This is a genomic window from Wolbachia endosymbiont (group A) of Lypha dubia (assembly GCF_964028575.1).
GTDB lineage: Bacteria > Pseudomonadota > Alphaproteobacteria > Rickettsiales > Anaplasmataceae > Wolbachia > Wolbachia pipientis.
In genome coordinates this window covers 759,190-777,335 of the sequence record NZ_OZ034796.1, presented here as the reverse complement: position 1 = coordinate 777,335, position 18,146 = coordinate 759,190, and the positions used below count along the sequence as shown (strand labels likewise).

11 protein-coding genes and 2 pseudogenes are annotated in these 18,146 nt (G+C 34.0%); 3 read left to right on the top strand and 10 right to left on the bottom strand.

Going from position 1 to position 18,146, the window contains the following annotated elements; genetic code table 11:
• Positions 1 to 45: 45 nt before the first annotated feature.
• Positions 46 to 878, bottom strand: a pseudogene (locus tag ABWU72_RS03950) (IS5 family transposase).
• A 113-nt stretch (positions 879 to 991) separates the two neighbouring features.
• Here ABWU72_RS03950 and ABWU72_RS03945 point away from each other — a divergent pair.
• Together ABWU72_RS03945 and ABWU72_RS03940 are read left to right on the top strand one after the other, a co-directional pair.
• Positions 992 to 1,339 carry an IS630 transposase-related protein gene (locus ABWU72_RS03945; RefSeq protein WP_155968342.1) on the top strand — a complete coding sequence of 116 codons (348 nt, stop codon included), beginning with the start codon at positions 992 to 994 and terminating at the stop codon, positions 1,337 to 1,339.
• 19 nt (positions 1,340 to 1,358) lie between these two features.
• Positions 1,359 to 1,850 carry an IS630 family transposase gene (locus ABWU72_RS03940; RefSeq protein ID WP_155968340.1) on the top strand — a complete coding sequence of 164 codons (492 nt, stop codon included), beginning with the start codon at positions 1,359 to 1,361 and terminating at the stop codon, positions 1,848 to 1,850.
• Between the two features lie 96 nt (positions 1,851 to 1,946).
• Here ABWU72_RS03940 and ABWU72_RS03935 read toward each other — a convergent pair whose 3' ends face one another.
• From ABWU72_RS03935 to cifA, 7 genes and pseudogenes are all read right to left on the bottom strand, one after another.
• Entirely contained in the window at positions 1,947 to 2,252 is a 306-nt protein-coding gene (locus ABWU72_RS03935; protein WP_353283899.1) for a hypothetical protein, read from the bottom strand.
• Positions 2,253 to 2,427: 175 nt separating this feature from the next.
• Positions 2,428 to 4,533 carry an ankyrin repeat domain-containing protein gene (locus ABWU72_RS03930; RefSeq protein ID WP_353283898.1) on the bottom strand — a complete coding sequence of 702 codons (2,106 nt, stop codon included), beginning with the start codon at positions 4,531 to 4,533 and terminating at the stop codon, positions 2,428 to 2,430.
• Between the two features lie 313 nt (positions 4,534 to 4,846).
• On the bottom strand, positions 4,847 to 5,575 hold the full coding sequence (locus tag ABWU72_RS03925) for an ATP-binding cassette domain-containing protein (RefSeq protein ID WP_353283897.1): 729 nt from the start codon (positions 5,573 to 5,575) through the stop codon (positions 4,847 to 4,849).
• Positions 5,576 to 5,584: 9 nt separating this feature from the next.
• Positions 5,585 to 6,424 (bottom strand): ABC transporter permease subunit, encoded by an 840-nt coding sequence (locus tag ABWU72_RS03920; RefSeq protein WP_353283896.1) that lies wholly within the window; start codon positions 6,422 to 6,424, stop codon positions 5,585 to 5,587.
• A 6-nt stretch (positions 6,425 to 6,430) separates the two neighbouring features.
• A complete protein-coding gene (locus tag ABWU72_RS03915; RefSeq protein WP_353283895.1) occupies positions 6,431 to 7,357 on the bottom strand; it encodes an ABC transporter substrate binding protein in 927 nt (308 codons plus the stop codon).
• Between the two features lie 958 nt (positions 7,358 to 8,315).
• Positions 8,316 to 11,815: pseudogene (gene cifB, locus ABWU72_RS03910) on the bottom strand (cytoplasmic incompatibility factor CifB).
• Positions 11,816 to 11,890: 75 nt separating this feature from the next.
• Entirely contained in the window at positions 11,891 to 13,315 is a 1,425-nt protein-coding gene (cifA, locus tag ABWU72_RS03905; protein ID WP_155968735.1) for a cytoplasmic incompatibility factor CifA, read from the bottom strand.
• A gap of 290 nt (positions 13,316 to 13,605) precedes the next feature.
• On the opposite strand from cifA, the gene ABWU72_RS03900 reads away from it, so the two are divergent.
• Positions 13,606 to 15,987 carry a hypothetical protein gene (locus ABWU72_RS03900; protein ID WP_341819771.1) on the top strand — a complete coding sequence of 794 codons (2,382 nt, stop codon included), beginning with the start codon at positions 13,606 to 13,608 and terminating at the stop codon, positions 15,985 to 15,987.
• 702 nt (positions 15,988 to 16,689) lie between these two features.
• Here ABWU72_RS03900 and ABWU72_RS03895 read toward each other — a convergent pair.
• Positions 16,690 to 17,229 (bottom strand): pyrimidine dimer DNA glycosylase/endonuclease V, encoded by a 540-nt coding sequence (locus tag ABWU72_RS03895; RefSeq protein ID WP_010082266.1) that lies wholly within the window; start codon positions 17,227 to 17,229, stop codon positions 16,690 to 16,692.
• Positions 17,230 to 18,126, bottom strand: coding sequence for an Rpn family recombination-promoting nuclease/putative transposase (locus ABWU72_RS03890; protein ID WP_265017944.1), 897 nt, complete (start codon positions 18,124 to 18,126; stop codon positions 17,230 to 17,232).
• Positions 18,127 to 18,146 lie beyond the last annotated feature (20 nt).

Genomic DNA, 18,146 nt, shown 5'->3' with positions numbered 1-18,146 from the left:
TTGTTTCCGGACAACCTCTAAGAGGTTGTCCGGAAACTAGTAAATTCAAGCATATTCCCTCTTTAACATAACCCTACTCATAGCTAGGTATATGAAATTCTCAGTGGATGTTGTGAGTAAATCATACTCCTTCGATAGCCTTCTATTCCTATTAACCCAAGCAAAAGTCCTTTCTACAACCCATCTTCTTGGCTGTACTTTAAACCCTTGTTCTCTTGTTGGTAGTAGCTCAGGTGGCGTATCTTTGTGCACCCAAAATCTACATGGAGGCCTTTTAACAATTTCAATATCTATGTCATATTCTTCCTTTATGTGATTCTTTAAATTTCTTCCTTGGTATCCCATGTCAGCCCACATTTTTTTAACTTTAGTATATTTTGTTCTCATATTGTTTAATGCTATTTTAATACCATCTCTATCATTTTCGTTAGCAGCGCCTACGTAACAACCTAGTATAAAACCCTGAGTGTCTGTAATTATATGCCTTTTTCTACCCTTTACTTTTTTACTTCCATCATAGCCTTTGATCCCCCCTTTTCTGTAGTCTTTACAGATTGACTATCTACTATACAGGCACTCGGCTGCTCATTCCTTCCTATTTTTCTTCTACTATATTTTGTAATTTCATAATTCATTTTCTCAAAAATTCCCTGCTTCTTCCATTGCCTGAACTGCTCATACACAGTCTTCCATAGCGGAAAATCATTTGGTAAATACCGCCATTGACACCCTGTACGCAATACATAGAAAATTGCTTCTAATATTTCTCTTTTGCTATACTTTGGCGGCCTTCCTCCTTTCTTGTATGATACTCTGAAGTGTTTTTCTATTCTTGCCCATTCCCTTTCGCTTAGATCTGTTGGATACTTTTTTCTCATCTTTACCCCGTACTAAAATTTCAGATATTATAGCCTTTTACTTGTTTCCGGACAACCTCTTATAGTACTTCCCAAAGTAAATGATAAAGGTATAATAAGCTATTTGAGTTATAATGGCGTATAGTGTGGATTTAAGGGAAAGGGCAGTATCGATGATAGAAAAAGGGAAGTCAAAGGTTGAGGTGGCAGAGCTTTTGGAGATAGGAATAGCAACTCTGTACCGCTGGTTAAGAAAGAAAGCCGCTGGTGAAAGCCTAAGGCCATCGAAAAACGGCAGCTTTATTCGAAAAATAGACCCAAAAATACTCGAAGAATATGTTAAAAAGAATCCAGATCATACGCTGGCAGAGATGAAACAAAATCTTGGATTTGGAATAAATTCAATTTGGTATAGGCTGAAACAGCTAAGAATTACTTTAAAAAAAAGTTACACTATATCAAGAGCGCAATCAAGAAGATAGGCAGCGATTTACCGATAAAATCTCAAAAATAGACCATTCCAGCATCTTATATATAGATGAAGCAGGAGTTGATAATAGGTTATACCGAGAGTATGGACGTGCTCCAATAGGAAAGAAAATTTATGCAGATATTCCAGGAAGAAAACGAGAGAGAATCAGTATAATAGGCGGGTGGATTGGAAAGAGATTTATTGCACCAATGACTTTCAAAGGTGGGTGTGACAAAGAGGTATTCAATACATGGTTAGAGAAGATGTTATTACCTAAATTGCCACATGGTACTACAATAGTTATGGACAATGCCACATTCCATAAAACTCCCAAAACAAAGGAGTTAATAGATAATGCTAGATGCCGTTTGCTCTATCTACCAACATATTCACCAGATTTGAACCCTATAGAGCATTGTTGGAATACCATCAAAAGCCGCCTCAGACCTTTAATGCATAAATATACAGACTTACAACTTTTGGTTGGTAATACCATAATGGAAATTTATCATTCATTTTAGAAAATACTATAGTGTAACAAATAAAGATACTACTCATGCAATTGACAAAGCTACAGAAACTGACAGTAAATTATACAATATAAATAGTGAAGATCTTCAACCTATAAATGAAAGCAGCGAAGAAGCGCAAATAGAAAATACTGTAGAGCCAACTTCCGTTGATAGAGAAACTAATGAGCAAGAGCCAAATCCCGCTGAAATAGAACTATGTTTTACCACAGATGAAAAAGACAAACCACCAACAAAAACAACGCAACAAAGCCTGGCTGGTGTTGTTGGTGCAGTGTTGTTGGTAAATTGTGTTGCATTGTATATCATGAAAATGCCTGTAGTAGCAGCGGTTGTGGGAATAGTTGGATTAGCGTGCATAAGTTTTGCATTGTATAATGCTCTGAAACCCAACACCAAGCTCGAGAAAGTGGAGAACGTAGAACAACTGGATCCACAAAATCTTAAAGCTAGTGACATGCTTGAAAGACCATAAGCGTCAAGCAAATTTTTTAAATAAGATAATTTATTTAGAATATCTCTTAAGCTATTAACTTAACACCACCATGAAATTTTGAACATTTCCATTTTACCCTATAGTACGACTTGTTGTTTGTTCTGAGTTTGAGGCTCTGCTTATTCTTTCGTACCAACTCTCTTCTGTTTTCCTATTAGATTGACTCATAGCCTCAGAACGCATCAATTTTCCAGACCTTTCAAAATATCCCTGTTCAATAGCATCGTAGACCAGATACCCACCAAGCGAGCAATTCTTACCTAATTCCTCTTTACAATTTTTGAACTTTTCTAATATTTCCTCTTTATTACTCACTTCTACTATTATTTTATCTTTATCTTTCTTGTCAGGGTGCAAATTAACTTCTAATTCTCCTAAACTAGTACAGAAAGTTAATACTATATCGCTACCATCTGCAAGATCAGTGTAATGCCTTATACCATTTGCCGTTATAATTTCTACCTCACTTTTACCGATCTTTATTATATCTCTTCCGTATTCTATTTCTCCTTGAGTTAGCCCTAAATCCCTTGCTCCATCTGTGATTTTTGCAACATCTATCTTGCTGTTCTCTGAGTATTCTAAGTAAAAAGTAGAGTTACCTATTCTTACATCATTCAGCTCACTATTGGTTGCACTTTTCGCAACCTCAATAAACTTGTGAGCATTGCTAATATAATCTGCATAAGCTTTTATCATATTAGCTTTGTGATCTTTAAATTCATCCAGTGTATCAATTACATCAACATCAACTTTATTACCAAATACTGCTCCTCTTGATACCAATTTACATATTATGTCACTAGCGACTTTAGGATTCTTCTCTAATTCACCAATTCTTTTCATTACACAATCTATAAAATTATATGCTTTTTCATCCTGAGAAAGTCGTTGAGAAAAATCAAACCGTACTCCAGACTTTATAGCTTCATTTACAACTTCTCCTAGTTTATACATACCTTGGGCTTTAGATATCTTACCTAAAAATTCATTCAACTTTACCTGATTTGGCGTACTCCATAAAGTAGATTTTACACGATACTTTTCTCCCACATTATAAAAAGATCCACCGCAATCTAAAAGCGAACCTCCTTCTTTGCACGGATCGACTGCCCCTGCTGATAAAAGTAAATCCACTACTTTTTTATCAATATCCCTAGCATGATTAAGCACTCTTGATCCACCTCCTTCGTCTCGAATACTGAAAATTATTTTCAGATCTTCACTATCTCTGTGTTTATCCAGAAACTCTTTTAAACTTTTAGTGAAGTTAATAAAGTTAGCGACATAACCTGAACGATCTTTATCTTTACTCCATATACAATTCTCATATGCATCAAAACATTTATCAAGAATAGAATATAATTCTTTACTCAAATTCTTTTGGTTGTCAGTGAAAAAGCATTCCTCAATATAGTAGTGATGATTATCAATTGCAACTTGCAGTGGCGTTCCCCCTTTTCTATTCTGTATGTTAGGATTAGATTTTTTCTCTAGGAGCAAATTCACATAGTTGGTATGACCAATACTAGCCGCATAATGCAAGGGTGTTTCTCCTTTGTTATCCTGTATATTAGGATTAGCTTTCCCTTTTAAGAGAGAAGCTACACTAGCAAGCACATCAGTATAATGCAGTGGTGTCTTTCCTTTATTATTCTGTATATCAGGATTAGCCCCTGCTTCTAAGAGTAAATCTACAGTTTCATTATATTCTTTAGTTGTATTACCTACAGATGATACTACGTGTAATACTGTTAATCCAGACTCTCCTCTCTTAAGGTTAAGAACAGCTTTGAGATCTTGATTGTCCCTGTTGTTTCGTAAGAATTCTGTAAATTTCTTAACATAGTACTCACAATGCCTATCTTCTTTTGGATTATAATAACATGGATCTAAACCTTTAAGAATGTTTAATAATTCTCTATTTAACTTCTTTTGACTGTCTGTTAAATTAGGTGTGGAAGTAATCCATGTACACACTATACCCTGAAATGATAGCTTACTATCCATTAAAAGACGAGAATCAAGTGAAAAAAGATGTTTTTTTATAAGCTCGTACTCATCATCCCTTTCCTCTTTCTCTAGCTTTTTTGGTAACCCCTCCAATGTTTCATTTATTTCTGGATTTGTTTTCGCACTAGAAACCTGCTCAGGCTCTGGAATATCTCTAGTGAACATACTTACCCCCAGCTTACAAAGATATTATGTATAATACATAGCACGAATAAAAACTAATGCAAGCATAATTTTCTAACTTTGGTATTTTTTACTCCCATAAACTTCACTGACACTGATGCTTCTACTTTTAATTAGCTACACCTGCCAGTAACAACATTGTGCCTATTTACCGCCATCAAATGCAAAGAGGTGATACTCTACTTAAAAGCACTTGCCCCTTTTTTTCAGCTACTTTTCCTTAACTTGACGCGTATGCTTTTTTGAACATTCCAAAAGTAAAGCTACAACCATACTTACTAATAAACCAATTTTGTTATAGAGAGTTCAAAATTTCTTTTAACTCTTTTAAGTAAAAATTAAAAGATTTTACTTTATCTATTACTATTCGCCCATTATCCAATACTATAATCCTTTTGCCATAATTTACAGCATCCTCTAAATTATGAGTTATCATTACTGAAGTGATGTTATGTTCTTCTATTACTTTAGCTGTTATCGCAATAATTTCTTTAGAAGCTTTCGGATCTAAACTTGCTGTATGTTCATCCAGAAATAAAATTTGAGGTGGATGACTAATTGCAAGGGCTAATAAAATAGCTTGTTTCTCTCCTCCAGAAAAATTATTTATCGGTTGATTTAAAAGAGATAAAAATTTTTTAGGGGCATAGGTTTTAGAAATTACTTCTTTACTTGTAAAACGCTCATTCTTTGGGAACCTACTTTCCCATAGAAGAATATTTTCTTCCAGAGTTAATTCAGTGAATAATCTATCTTCAGCTTTTTGGGTTAAAGTAACAACCATAAAAGCCTTTTGGATAGGTAAGATTTTATCAATAGGTAATTGATTTAAAAATACTTCTCCTTTCGTTGGTGCAAGATAGCCGGCTAGTATTTTAGCTAAGGTAGATTTACCGCTTCCATTGGCCCCAAGTAACACTACAAATTCACCTTTGTCAATATTAAGGGTAGTATCATAAATTATTGGTTTATCACGGTTCGTTACTTTAAACTCAATTTCTTTAGCACATAAATAAGATTCCATATTTTTTCTTTATCTATAATTCCTGTTGCGTTGCAAGGATATAAATAATATTACCCCTAAAACAAGCTTCAAATTTACAGGATCAATTCCTATATGCAATATGCTGCTAAGGCTTACAAAGTAAAAAAATATTCCGACAAAACATGCAATTACTTGCCTAAAAATATGAAAATACTGAGGATTACCTCTAAAAATATGTAATCCGATGACGATAGCTCCAACACTAGTAAGCGCAAGTCCTATTCCCATATTAATATCCGCAAATCCATTTACTTGAGCAGCAAGCGCACCTGTTAGAGCCGCTAATCCATTACTTAATGCAAGACCTATAGTTCGATAAACTTCCGGTCTTTTCCCTAAAATACCCAATAAATTTTTATTATAGCCAAATGCTCGAAGTAATAATCCTAACCTTCCATTTAGTAAAAATACTAGTGATATAATGATAATACAATTGGTTATAATTAGTGGAATCAACCAATTTTCTAAATTAAATAATGATAAGATCGTTGGCGTTCCTAATATTGATATATTATGGCGTCTAAGTATTCGCAGATTAACCGAATATAGCATAAAGCTTGCAAGTATTCCGGCTATTAAACTACAAATACGGTCATTTTTTTGCATAAAACTAACTATGCTTCCAACTATCATACCTGCAAGCATACTAAATATTAATGCTGGAAATAACCCAAAATCAATGGTACGGGCAAATATACCGGCCCCTAAAACATAAGTACCATCAACAGTTAAATCTGTAATTTTCATAATTTCATAACTTATATACATCCCCAAAATAAGAGGTAGTATTAAAAAGGACTGTTCTAACGCTATAAATAGTATGTCCATTATTTGTTACTCAATTTCTATACGCTGAAATGGTAAAGAAGATATTTCAAGTTTAGTTAGAATCTTTTGTCTAGAAAATGATTTAGAATTAATAAAGAGCATTAAACTATCCATAAGCTTAAAAGGAATATTTTTAGGGAGAATGCCGTTTAAAACATCTTTGGCAATTAATCCACTATTAACTCCAATTTGCTTTTCTCGTACCCCTATTGCTATAGTTGCACCGTCAATTACTGACCCTTCATCTGAAGCAATTATAGGAATTGATCTATTATCCGCTTCTTGTTTTAAGATATTTATGCCACTTGCTAGTAAATGATCCTTTAAGATTAGAAAAGCTTGCGTACTTTTAGGGCTATTTTTTACCGCTAGCGGGAGATCAGTCAAGTTATTTATCATCATTTTATGGAGAACAATATTATTTTTTTTTGCATATAATTTTAATTCTTTTACTGCAGGTGCTACTTTTTCACTACTACTATATAATAATGTTATATCATACAACGATGGTAGTTTATCAATTAACTTTATTATCGATATTTCATCATTAACCCCAGTCACCAAGGGATGATTTTTGTTATTTATTGCTGCAGCTACACAAACGATAGGTTTATTTTTTATATGAGAAATAGTCATTAGAGAGGTAGAAGAACCAATAGGCATGAGTATGTCTTGCTGCTGCATTTGCTTAATTATTGTGAGTAAAATATTAGGATCCCCATGAGCATTTTTAACTGTAATTTTAACACTCTGGTCTTGCAACGACTCTTTAATTCCATTAACAATCTGAGTCATTGCTTCATGTTCAAGAGGTACAATAATACCAATATTTTTATGATTAGCATAAACTGCAACAGTAAAAAATGGGATAGATAGAAACGCTAAAAGATACTTCTTATAATAAAAAGCTTTAAAGATGACGGAAAACAACATCGTGATACACTATAAAAACTACAATTCAAACAAAGCCTAAAATTGATGTAAAATTATTTACGCCAACGCCACCCTTGATTTAAATTATTAATTTCTACAGGTATCATATATATAAGTTCTATTATTATATAATTAAGTCTAATATGTTTTAAATATAATGTCAATTACATTTGAAGCAGTGAAAATAGCATTAGAAACATACTGCGAATTAGCGTCGTAAAGGATTTAATTATTTACTTTCCCCAAAAACACAAAAATAGTACGTATATTTACGAGAACGCGTTGCGTAAAAATAGGGTTGTAAAAATAAAAGCTTGAAATTTTTGCAACAAAGCTAAGCGAATTAGTTCATATCTAAATATGACCAAAGTAGGCTAATATAGCTGGTTTTAGAGTATAATAAAATCACCATATAAAAAAGTTCGTATGGTACATATGGTAGACCATCGCATCCCAAAGAAAAATGTTCTCACGGGTAGCGGTTTTTGTTGCTGGAAATGGTTGGATTATTTAAGTTATTAGCAATATATAATACTAAATTAATAGTAATTCATTTGAGAACAAAAAGAAAAATTTATGATAATTTTACATTTCAAATGGATATTGTTCTTTTTATAAAAAATATTCCTATACTATGTAAGGTCAAGTTCTAATCACATCAATTTTTCTTCCAAATTAAATCTTATCTTTTACAGTGGATCTTACGTTTAAATTATTTTATATCCAAAATTAAGGAAGTTATTCTAAACGGTACACAACTTCAGCATCTAAAGCTAGCTGATTTTAAGAAAATATCGCTCTCATGAATGTGCTTTACGGACAAAAGCTTTATTAATATCTTCTATATTATTGTTAATAAACAACCCCCCAAAAAAAATATGCAGAAATAAATTAAAAGACCCATTACAACCAACGCGTAAATATGGAGTAAAGAAATACTTCATTCACCTATTAACCTCTACCTACTGCCTCTACCATTGCTATGATCATAAACTCTATTCACTCCATCAATTTCATCCAATACAGATTGCGGACCAAAATCAATTGATATCACTCTTTCTCCGCCTAATTGCAATGCTCCCCCACCTCCACGCTGTGGATATTGGAGTTCTAAAAATTGTAATAGTAATGGATCAATTTCATGTTGAATTCCTGGACGACCTTGAATCAATCTACCCCTAGGAGAAGATAGAGAATCATTTTGGAATAATTGTGAAATATTTCTTCTCCGATTTCTAAAGTATTGTTCATTTCTTTGAGGTTGTCTAGTGTCATTTCCAATTCCTGCACTAAGAAGACCACGTATATAACCTATAATACCTTCACCTTTCTCTCCAAAGTTACTATTTCCCTGTAAAGCTTGATCAATAGCTTGGTTAATATCCCTAGCATTTTCGTATGCCCATATGCCACAATTATGGCCATCTGTTTGCTGATGAACGGAAACATCATGGACATTATCATCGCTAATATCACATTCTCTTAAAGCTCCTCGAATATTATTGTCAATACGACTATCTGGACCAAGTGAATCAGCATAATACCCATAATAATTTCCATTTTGGTGGACAATAACTAATGTAACCCAATGACGATTACCTACATTAATAATAGCAGTTAATCTATCTTTTTCACCCGAATCTACTTTTTGTTTAAAGTTATCTATGTTACTACTTAATAAGTCCCTACCTGTTGGATCATTTTGATTTCCATCGACTCCTACTGAAGTTATTGCAAAATCATGACGATCATTAGTTGGATTAGATCGATCATCATGGAAAGTATATTGTCGTGCAGCGAAAAACATGTCATGAGTTTGTAGCCAATAACGGAAATTTTGATTTTCTGTTGCAAAGTCTAGTGCAAGTAGATTATGCACATCTTCTATTTCACGAGCGTTGTTTCTACGAAGGATAGTGTTTATTTGTTGTAATATTCCTTGTGCTGTAGAAGTACCACCTCCCCTTATTCTTGACCTTAATGTTTCTATTGCCTGTGCTCTAGTACCTTGCAAGTAACTAAATGGAACGTGCAGATTATCATCTATATCAAGCAAAAAAATCGAGTTCTGTCCTGGTCTTTTTTCCATGTAAAAGCGCCTGAAATTTTCACGAGTTTGATCTGACAATAGATTTTCTGGTGGATTTTCATCAATAACACTTTCAGGTCCCACTAATACTTCTGGTCTTGAGTCATGACCACGACGATCAAGTCTATGTACATACACTGCTTGTTGTGGAAGAGATATAAAGTCTTCTGCTCTCTGTGCACCTCTATTAAATACAGCATAAGACAAAACCACCTCATTTCCAGAAGTAATAGGCAAATATCCCCTTTGTTTGCTCATCAATTCTGTTATTTTGTACCTTGCCTCGTCTTGCTCCTGTTCTACTTCTTCTGCATTATCAGCAAATCCTAATACATATCCAATTGGGTGAGTATCTGCTGTAGGTTGTCTTAATAATAGAAGACCTAGTCTCTGTTCTGTAACTCTTGTAAGTATTACCCTTTCTCCTTCTTCTTCCTGCCACCTTTTTAAACTATATGTTTGACCAACTTTATACATAGCAAGCACTTTATAAGGATTATCACTAGCATAAAATGTACCATGTAGTATAGAGCGAAACTTATCTTTGCTATTTACATCTATTATCATATTGCCATGCGTATCTTCTGGCATTAATACTGCAGAAATGTTTCTAAATAATTCTTGATGCTGAAATCTATCTTGCCAGCCATCATTCATAACTTGATTTAAAGCATTATGCACATTTCCAGCATTAGGCACTTGCACAAGATTACCACCAAGAAAATTATTTGCATTATTATTTTGGTAATTGTGATATAAACCAAGGTTATCTGTATGAATATTAAGGCCAAGTTGATTATTAAGTGTGCATGAAACTTCCCGTACATGAACATTATTTCCGTCAACATTAAGATCTTGTAAATTGATGGCTCCTTGTTGTACAGCGTTGTTATCTCTAATATGAAGTATAACTATATCAGAACCTTGAGTATGGAAGACCATGGTTAAAGCATGATTCTCATCACCATATCTAAATATATACTTTCTTACACGTTGTTGAACTGCGTTTACTAATCTGAACTCTTCTAAAATACTATTCCCAAAAGCAAAACCAGTTATGCAATCAAATATTCTGTTATAATTCTCTGCATTTCTTGGTATTTCGTTAGGAAGATGTTGAAGCAAGAAATCTCTAATATTTTCTCTAATTCCTTCATCCTCCAAACACTCAAATAATCTTTGTACCAAAGGAAATCTATTCTCTAAAAACTCTACTGTATCAATACTAAAAGGATCTATATTCAGATTAAAATTTAATCCAATACAAACAGCATTTCTTGATTCAGTGTGAATAGATATAAATGAAGAAGCATGTAATCTTTTAGCATCAGCTCTAGCGCGGTTTAATGCAATATCAGACGATGTCCTCCATCTAGTAACATTAATAACGATAGGAATGTTTTCTCTCTCTGCCTGATGACATATAAGAAAAGCAACATATGAATTTCCAGGAGACAAGTCAAGGTCAATATCTATTGTGTAGAGATGAATAAAATTTGCCAACAAACCTAAGAAAAATCCGTGACTCTCAAACTTTTGACTGCGATTTTGAATGTCATTTTGTAGGCTGCCTAGGTAACTACGATAGATTCGAGTTATGTATGGCAAAATTCCTTCATTTATTCCACGTTCTATATTTATTCTTTGGTTACTTGCTAGCACTTCCATAAAACTGAAATCCCTTGCTGACCCGGTGCAACTTGCACAAAATTGACCAAATGACCAAGCTGTACTCTCTGATCTTGATTGAGTCGTATACTTCCTATTTCCTTAACTGTCAACAAACTGCGTGGCGCAGGCGCATTAATCCCCTTAAGCCTATTGCGTTCTATATGCCTAAGAAGGCTAATCTCAGACGCTGAATATTTAGCAAATCTATCTCTACCTTGAGAATCTTTTTCACGAATCACCTCGAATACTGTTGCAATCGCCTCTCCCTGACTCTTGCCCTTTCCATGCATGCATACTTTGTATTGCTCAAAATTTAGGTCTTCTTCCCTTAAATTTGGATTTTGCCCTCTAATCTCTCGCACTAGAGCATTTCTTTCCCTTGTACTGAACCTTAACCCATCACTATTAAGACGATCAGAAATACTGTAGCATCTGACAACTTGCTGTCCGTCACGATAAACAGCGACTTTTAGGTTCCCTGTATTTCTATTTCTACCACCTGTATCAATACCATGATTATCAAAACGAAAATACACTCTCTCATTTGCTTTTAAGATATTAGCATCATGAGCAGTAGCAAACATACTGAAAAAGAATACAGGAAGGAAACGTCCTGTACTTACATGATACAAGAAAAATGGACATTGATCTAAAAAGGATTCAAACTCTTGTCTAAAACCATCAAGATCTCCATCCACTAAACTTCTTATTAAAGACACAAAGCACCTCTCTATTTGCTAAGACCAGAAAAACCACTCACATTAATGAGTAGACTAGATTCTTCTTTTCTTATGAGAACCAGAAATACCACTCACACTAGGAGCTTCAAACTCAGACTGTGGGCCATCACCAGAACCATCAAGTGGCAAAGATACCTTAGATTGAGACCGCAAATTATTCCAAGGACCATCACCTACAGAAGGTAAAGTTACTTTCTCTAACTGAAGAAATAACTCTTCTGCAAACTTGCCGTAATCTACACCTTTCCTCTTTCCTTCCCTACCACATATTCTAAGATTTTCTATCATGACTTCTTTAAAAAGGTCAAACTTTTCAGGAAAGCAACCTTTGGCAAATGAAATCATATCTAATATTTCTTCTTTCTCTATTTCCCTATCGGGCTTACAAACATCTTCTCGTTTCCAATTAATGATTAATCCCCCAAGTACACTCTTTATAGGAACTGTATAATTAGAAGTATTAACAGAGGTCTCTCTGTATTCAGCAAAGCGTTCACATTTCCAAATCTCCATAATAAGGGATCTAGCTTGAACACTTAACTCAGGATTTTTCAACATCACATTTGAAAGTGAATAAAGAAAAAGTTCATAGTCTTGCTGTGAGAATATCTTGTCCGAACAGTCTCCTCCTGCTGAAACGCCTTTATAACACCAGCACTGTACCAAATCATGAACCGTATCAAAAAAACATGACTCTATTAATTCAGCAAGAAGGGAATATACTCCCTTATCTTTCTGCAATAATTTCTGTAAAAGAGTATCTTTATCGCCTATATTCCTTACACAAAAATCTAAAATAGGAGCGTCTTTCTCAACAGATTGAGGACGAGAAAGAGCAACAATAGCTTCTGTAAGCTTCTTCTCCTTATCTTTTTCCTCTAACTGATTATAAAAATACTCTACCCCTTCGCTCCACTTAAGTTTTACAGCACTGTCAAAACCTTCTACTGCATCATACTTCTTTAATTCCCCAGATTCTCTATCGATCCAGAAATCAAACACAGGACCATTTCTCTTCATGGATGATAGCAGAATGTTTCTTACATATTGATCACTGATCGGATTACCTTGACTATCTACCTCTTCTGAAGTAAATTGACCTCTAGAGAGTACAAACTGTTTGTTGAAAAAATCACCTATCTTGCCCGTTATACAGTACCTAGATGCCATACCATACCTTGGTAGTGGGTTATCGATTTCTCCTATTTTCTCTTCAGTCAATTTCTGACCTAAAACAGTATTATTTAACCTTGTACCTAACCAACAACCTTCATCTCGAAAAACATTATATAAGAATTCCAGCTTATCATCCTTAAAAAGTTTGATATACTCTATATAGGTCTCGACCCACCTTTTAATAGCTAACTTTCTTCCAGCCGCAATGTCACGATCTGTATGTTTTATCACATCTTGTAGCTTTTTAAGCACTTCAGCCTGACGTTTTGTTTCTATTGGCATTTAAACCTCCCTATATCATGAAAACAACGCTATGGTACTAAATTTGTAACTAAGTTACAACACCTAATTACTCCAGAAAGACCTATTTGATACCCAAACGTTCTGGTCAGGCCTAGAGAAATCTGTCTGGAATTATTGAGTATTTTCTAGAAATCTTAATTTGACAGCTAACACCAGGTTTTCTGGAGACTATAGGTGATGCACTTTTTCTATTTATATTCCCAAGAATAAGGTCAGTAGATATGTTGTTTTCCAGAAGAATATTAGTAAGATTAATTGGAGAAGTGCTTATGACTTTAACTAAGTGTGTTTTAACTTCGCCCTTAAGTTCTGTTCAGCAGTATCTGTTAGTGTTAGGTAAGGTTATGGTTGTAAATACAAAATCCGATCAGCAGAGGGCTGAAGATGATCTATATACTGTTTTGAGATTCAAAGAAAAAGGAGATTTTGAAAGACGGATAAGAGAACTGCTTGTTAACGATTATAAGAAACTTAAAAAACCACTGAGCAAACTCCTTGGTAAGTTAGAAAGTAAAATAAGGACTGATAAAGAGAATAACCAAGCAGCCAGAAACGTTTATGATCAAATCAAAAAATCTAAAACTAATGAAGATAAATTAAGTAATTTATTGAACTTTAAAAAACAGCTAAAAGCTTTCCTAAAAAATCAAGATGATTGTAGTATTGTGTTAAATGCGATTGACTCTGCAAGTGTTATCCCTGTTATTGAAGTTAATGGTGTGCATCCAAAAGATAGTGAGATCAAAAAGTTAAAAAAAGCTCAACCTCTCACCTCTAACAGACAAGACTTTGAAGAAGCTCTAGGATACATAGAATCACAAGAAAAAGTTATGGGGATTACATTAGAGGAAATTATGGAATACAAGCAACACTCTGTTAAGATTTTTCTACTGAACCGTGTTCATTCATGCAAAAATGGGCATTCTCAATTGCATCCTGATGTAAAAGAAGCTATAGCAATATTATCAAATGATAAGCTGAGAGCTTTCTACGATGAAGAAGTAAAGAAGAAGACGCTACAACCAATATTGTCCTACAAAGAATGTGAACAATTATATGATAAAATTAACTATGAAAAAAATGAATCTCGTATTATAATCGAAAGAGAAGAACTTGGAGAGAATGTTAGGAGGGTAATGGGAGTGAAGCGCTTTACGAATGAAAGCAGTAGAGAAGATCAGAAAAATGGTACTAGTCCAACAGGAACTTCTACAAATTATAGACAAGAGCAAGTTGCCTCTAGTGGTGATAGAACACTTTATAATAGTGATATACCTTCACTAGGTAGATCGATTAAGAGCAGCCGAAGTGCACTGTTTATGCCATTTGGAGCTTCTGTTGATACGAGTACCCCGATTAAACCTGCCAATCCATCTAACCTAGTTACCACTGGTGAGAATTATACTAGTAATGCAGATCTGAGTGATGAATTGAACGTAAGTGAAGTAACTAAAATTGTTGAACGAATGGAGCTATTATCCAATAGTTTAAAAAAAATCCAAGAAATTGTGGAAAAGCTGGGTAATACTACACTAAGTGAAGAAGTGATAGTTCATGAGAGACATTTCAAAAAGTTTATGGATTTTGTAGGAGAAATTCTCGTAGATATTGGTACAAGATTACCACAAAGTGATTCTAAAAGCATGTATCTTGAACAAAAATTGAAGGGATTGGAAAAGATGAATGAATCCTTAGATAACAGTGTTCAAGAGTTAGAGAAAAAAGTAGATAAACTTGAAAAAGAGAATAAAGATTTTCTAGCAGAAAATGATGAACTTAAGGAAAAACTTGCTACAGCGAAAGAAGAAAAGGAATTGCTATTTAATAAAAAAGAAAAGATGCAGGAAGTTATAAATGGGCTGAATGAGAACAATCAACGATTAATGCAAAAAATAAATGGGTTAGAAGATGATTATGAGTATTTGTTAAGAGCGGAAAAGACAAAAAGAGAAACCGAAGATTCGTGTATACAAGTGGAGGATGCAGATATACCGGAAGGAAAAGCTGAGTTATGTAAAGACTATGAAATTAAACTAGTAAAGCTGGAACAAGAGATAGATGCAAAAGGGAAACAATGTGAGGAATTGCTATTAGAAAATAGTATATTACGAGGAAATATAGAACGATTAAAGGAAGAGAATAAACGATTAGAAGGCATTGAAGAAAGCTTTAGTATCGATCCCTCACATTTTTGCTCTGTAAAAAATTTGCATGATGAGCTTATTCTAGCTAATGAACAGCCGGAAAATATTGATATATCAATCCAGGATGAGATGGATTCAAAAGTTGCCACTGAGTCTGTGGGTGTTAATGTAAAACAAGGTTATAGTAAAAGGACTAGCAACCTATCTCGAGTCTCTGAACAAAGTTCAGCAGTAAAATCTCAATTCTCAGAAGCAAGAGCTCAGAGTAGAAAGCAAATAATTTATGCCTCTGCTTCTCTTATATTATCTGGAGTATTTGCTGTTGGCACAAGTTTAACAATGTCTCATTTAGGAATATCTATTTCACTTGCTTTGACTGCATTAACTTTCCTTACATTGGGATGTTATTGTTCATATAAGGCAAGTACAACGCTTAGGAATATTGAACTTGATCGAACTTTTAAAATGGCTGATCATGAAGCTGTTTTTATGGTTCCCAGCTTATAACTATGTGGAAAAATATATTGTTTTACTCACCCCAAGAAAAGAGATAATGGGAAAGATAAAAAGGTCTATCAGTTCTCGGTGCGGCAGATTAATTTCTGACGGTGATATAGAGCATTACTTATTTCTCTAGAGAATAGGAAATTGGCGAATAGAGTTCTAGGTGTAGAAGGAGATATAGATGAAGAAAAGACCAGATTTAGTAGAAAAATATAAGGGCTTCTTTGTAAATGATAGTAAGGGAACAGCAAAGTAGTTATATTAAGGGACTGGTTTTATGTTCTGAACTCAGATTTTCGTTAGGTTATAAAAGAAGTAATATCGAGACCTTACTTTGAAATTCCAGATTATCAGAGTACTTTGCTCTTCTGAAGTGAGTGATGTTGGAATACCTCTGGATCGCAGTACTAATAACCAAAATTAAAGAGTAAATAGTTTATAATTTAAGTATTTATAATAGAGAAATTAGCATGTATCTAAATTTGAGCAGCAAATACCTTGAAATTACCATCAATTCAGTAAAATTGAAGAGTTTTAATGGTTTAATCATGTAAAGTATTCAATAAACTGCCGTTTTTAAATTTTATCAGACTCAGTTAAAAGAGTGGAGATTTTAATGATTTACCTCAAATCTAATTAAGAGTTAAAGTGAGAAGATGTTTTAGTTTTTATGCACCTTCCTCTCTACTAATTAAGGCGTTCTTTTTATTTGCGGCTTTTCAGACGTACGATTCTGCTTAGCAACCAATCCGGTACTTCTCTACCCTTTTCCCACTTAGCAAACCTCATCTTTTCTTTTAGGTAGTACTCTCTGTAAGCTTTTACTGAATGACTAGACTTATATTGATCTGGTAACGCCTGTACAAAAGGCTTTATATCGGTTGATTGAAAAACAAGCAAATTCTTATTACTATCACACCAATCTATAACTTCTTCTGATCTATGTTTTCTTTTATATCGCCAAGTATACTCTTTGCACAGCTCCCTTCCGTATTTTATTAACCAGAAAAAGTTCCCTTTGGATTGTCTAGCCCATAGAGAACAAGGGTGGTTTTTGTGAGTAAGTTTATATGGAACTTCTATATTCTGGTCTGTGATGCTGACTAAAGGATTTGGCACTTTTAATGCTATTGAAAAAACATTACTCAGTAACTGAGCAGTTTCTAATAGCATTTTTACTATATGCTTATCACATAACATTTTTGCCGCAATCTCTGGGTTTTCATCTAGTACAAAGATGTTCATCTAAACATCCAAAGAGCTTAAGTCTTTAATTTCATTAGCTGTAAGACCAGTAGTTTGAGCTATGATATCAATAGAAACTCCTGCTTTAAGTAGATTCTTTGCAACTTCAATTTCCCTCTCTTTTCTGCCTTTTTCATGTCCGATGAGGATGCCTTTTGCAGTAGCATCATCAAGTTTTTGAGCAAGGACAGCCTGTTCATCAAGAATACGTTTTATTTCCTGTTCATAGGCAATAAATTCTTTTTCTGACCAGTTGAACCTATTTAGTTCTTCATAGGCCTTTTTAATTATTAGATCACTACCTATTATTTTTTCCAGCTCTTCTTCACTAGTCTCATCTGCATATTTAAAGAAGTAGACCCATTTCTCAACAATACTTGAAAGCTGATCTTCTTTGGTTTTTGGAAATTTAGGCAACTCAATAAATATAAAGTAAAAATCTTTTAGATCATGTTCATTAGTATCTTCATCGCGAATGGTATGCTTTGACTTATACTCAGACTTATCAGGAAATAAAATACAGTCTGCTATAGCAATAAAGATAATTTCCTTAAGGTCATGATATTGATCGCCTTTGTCAGCCTGTCTTGAATAGGCTTTAGCAGCATAGTATTGAGCACGTTTTTCAAAGCCCTTAGTTTTAGCGACCTGCATTTCGACTATCACTTGCAGCCCATTTTTATCTCTACAAAGAGCATCAACAATGCTTTGTTTTTTAGAAGCAATATCAGGATCTTGAATAGTACTTAAAAACTCTATATCCTGTATTGCATTTGTTCCAGCAAAGCCGAGAATATCATTAAGAAAGTGAATAAGGATATCTTTATTTTTTTCAGTACCAAAGATGCGCTTGAACGATATATCATTCTTGGGATCGAGAAACTTCGAAAGAGCCATAGGAAATCCACTTAAAAAGC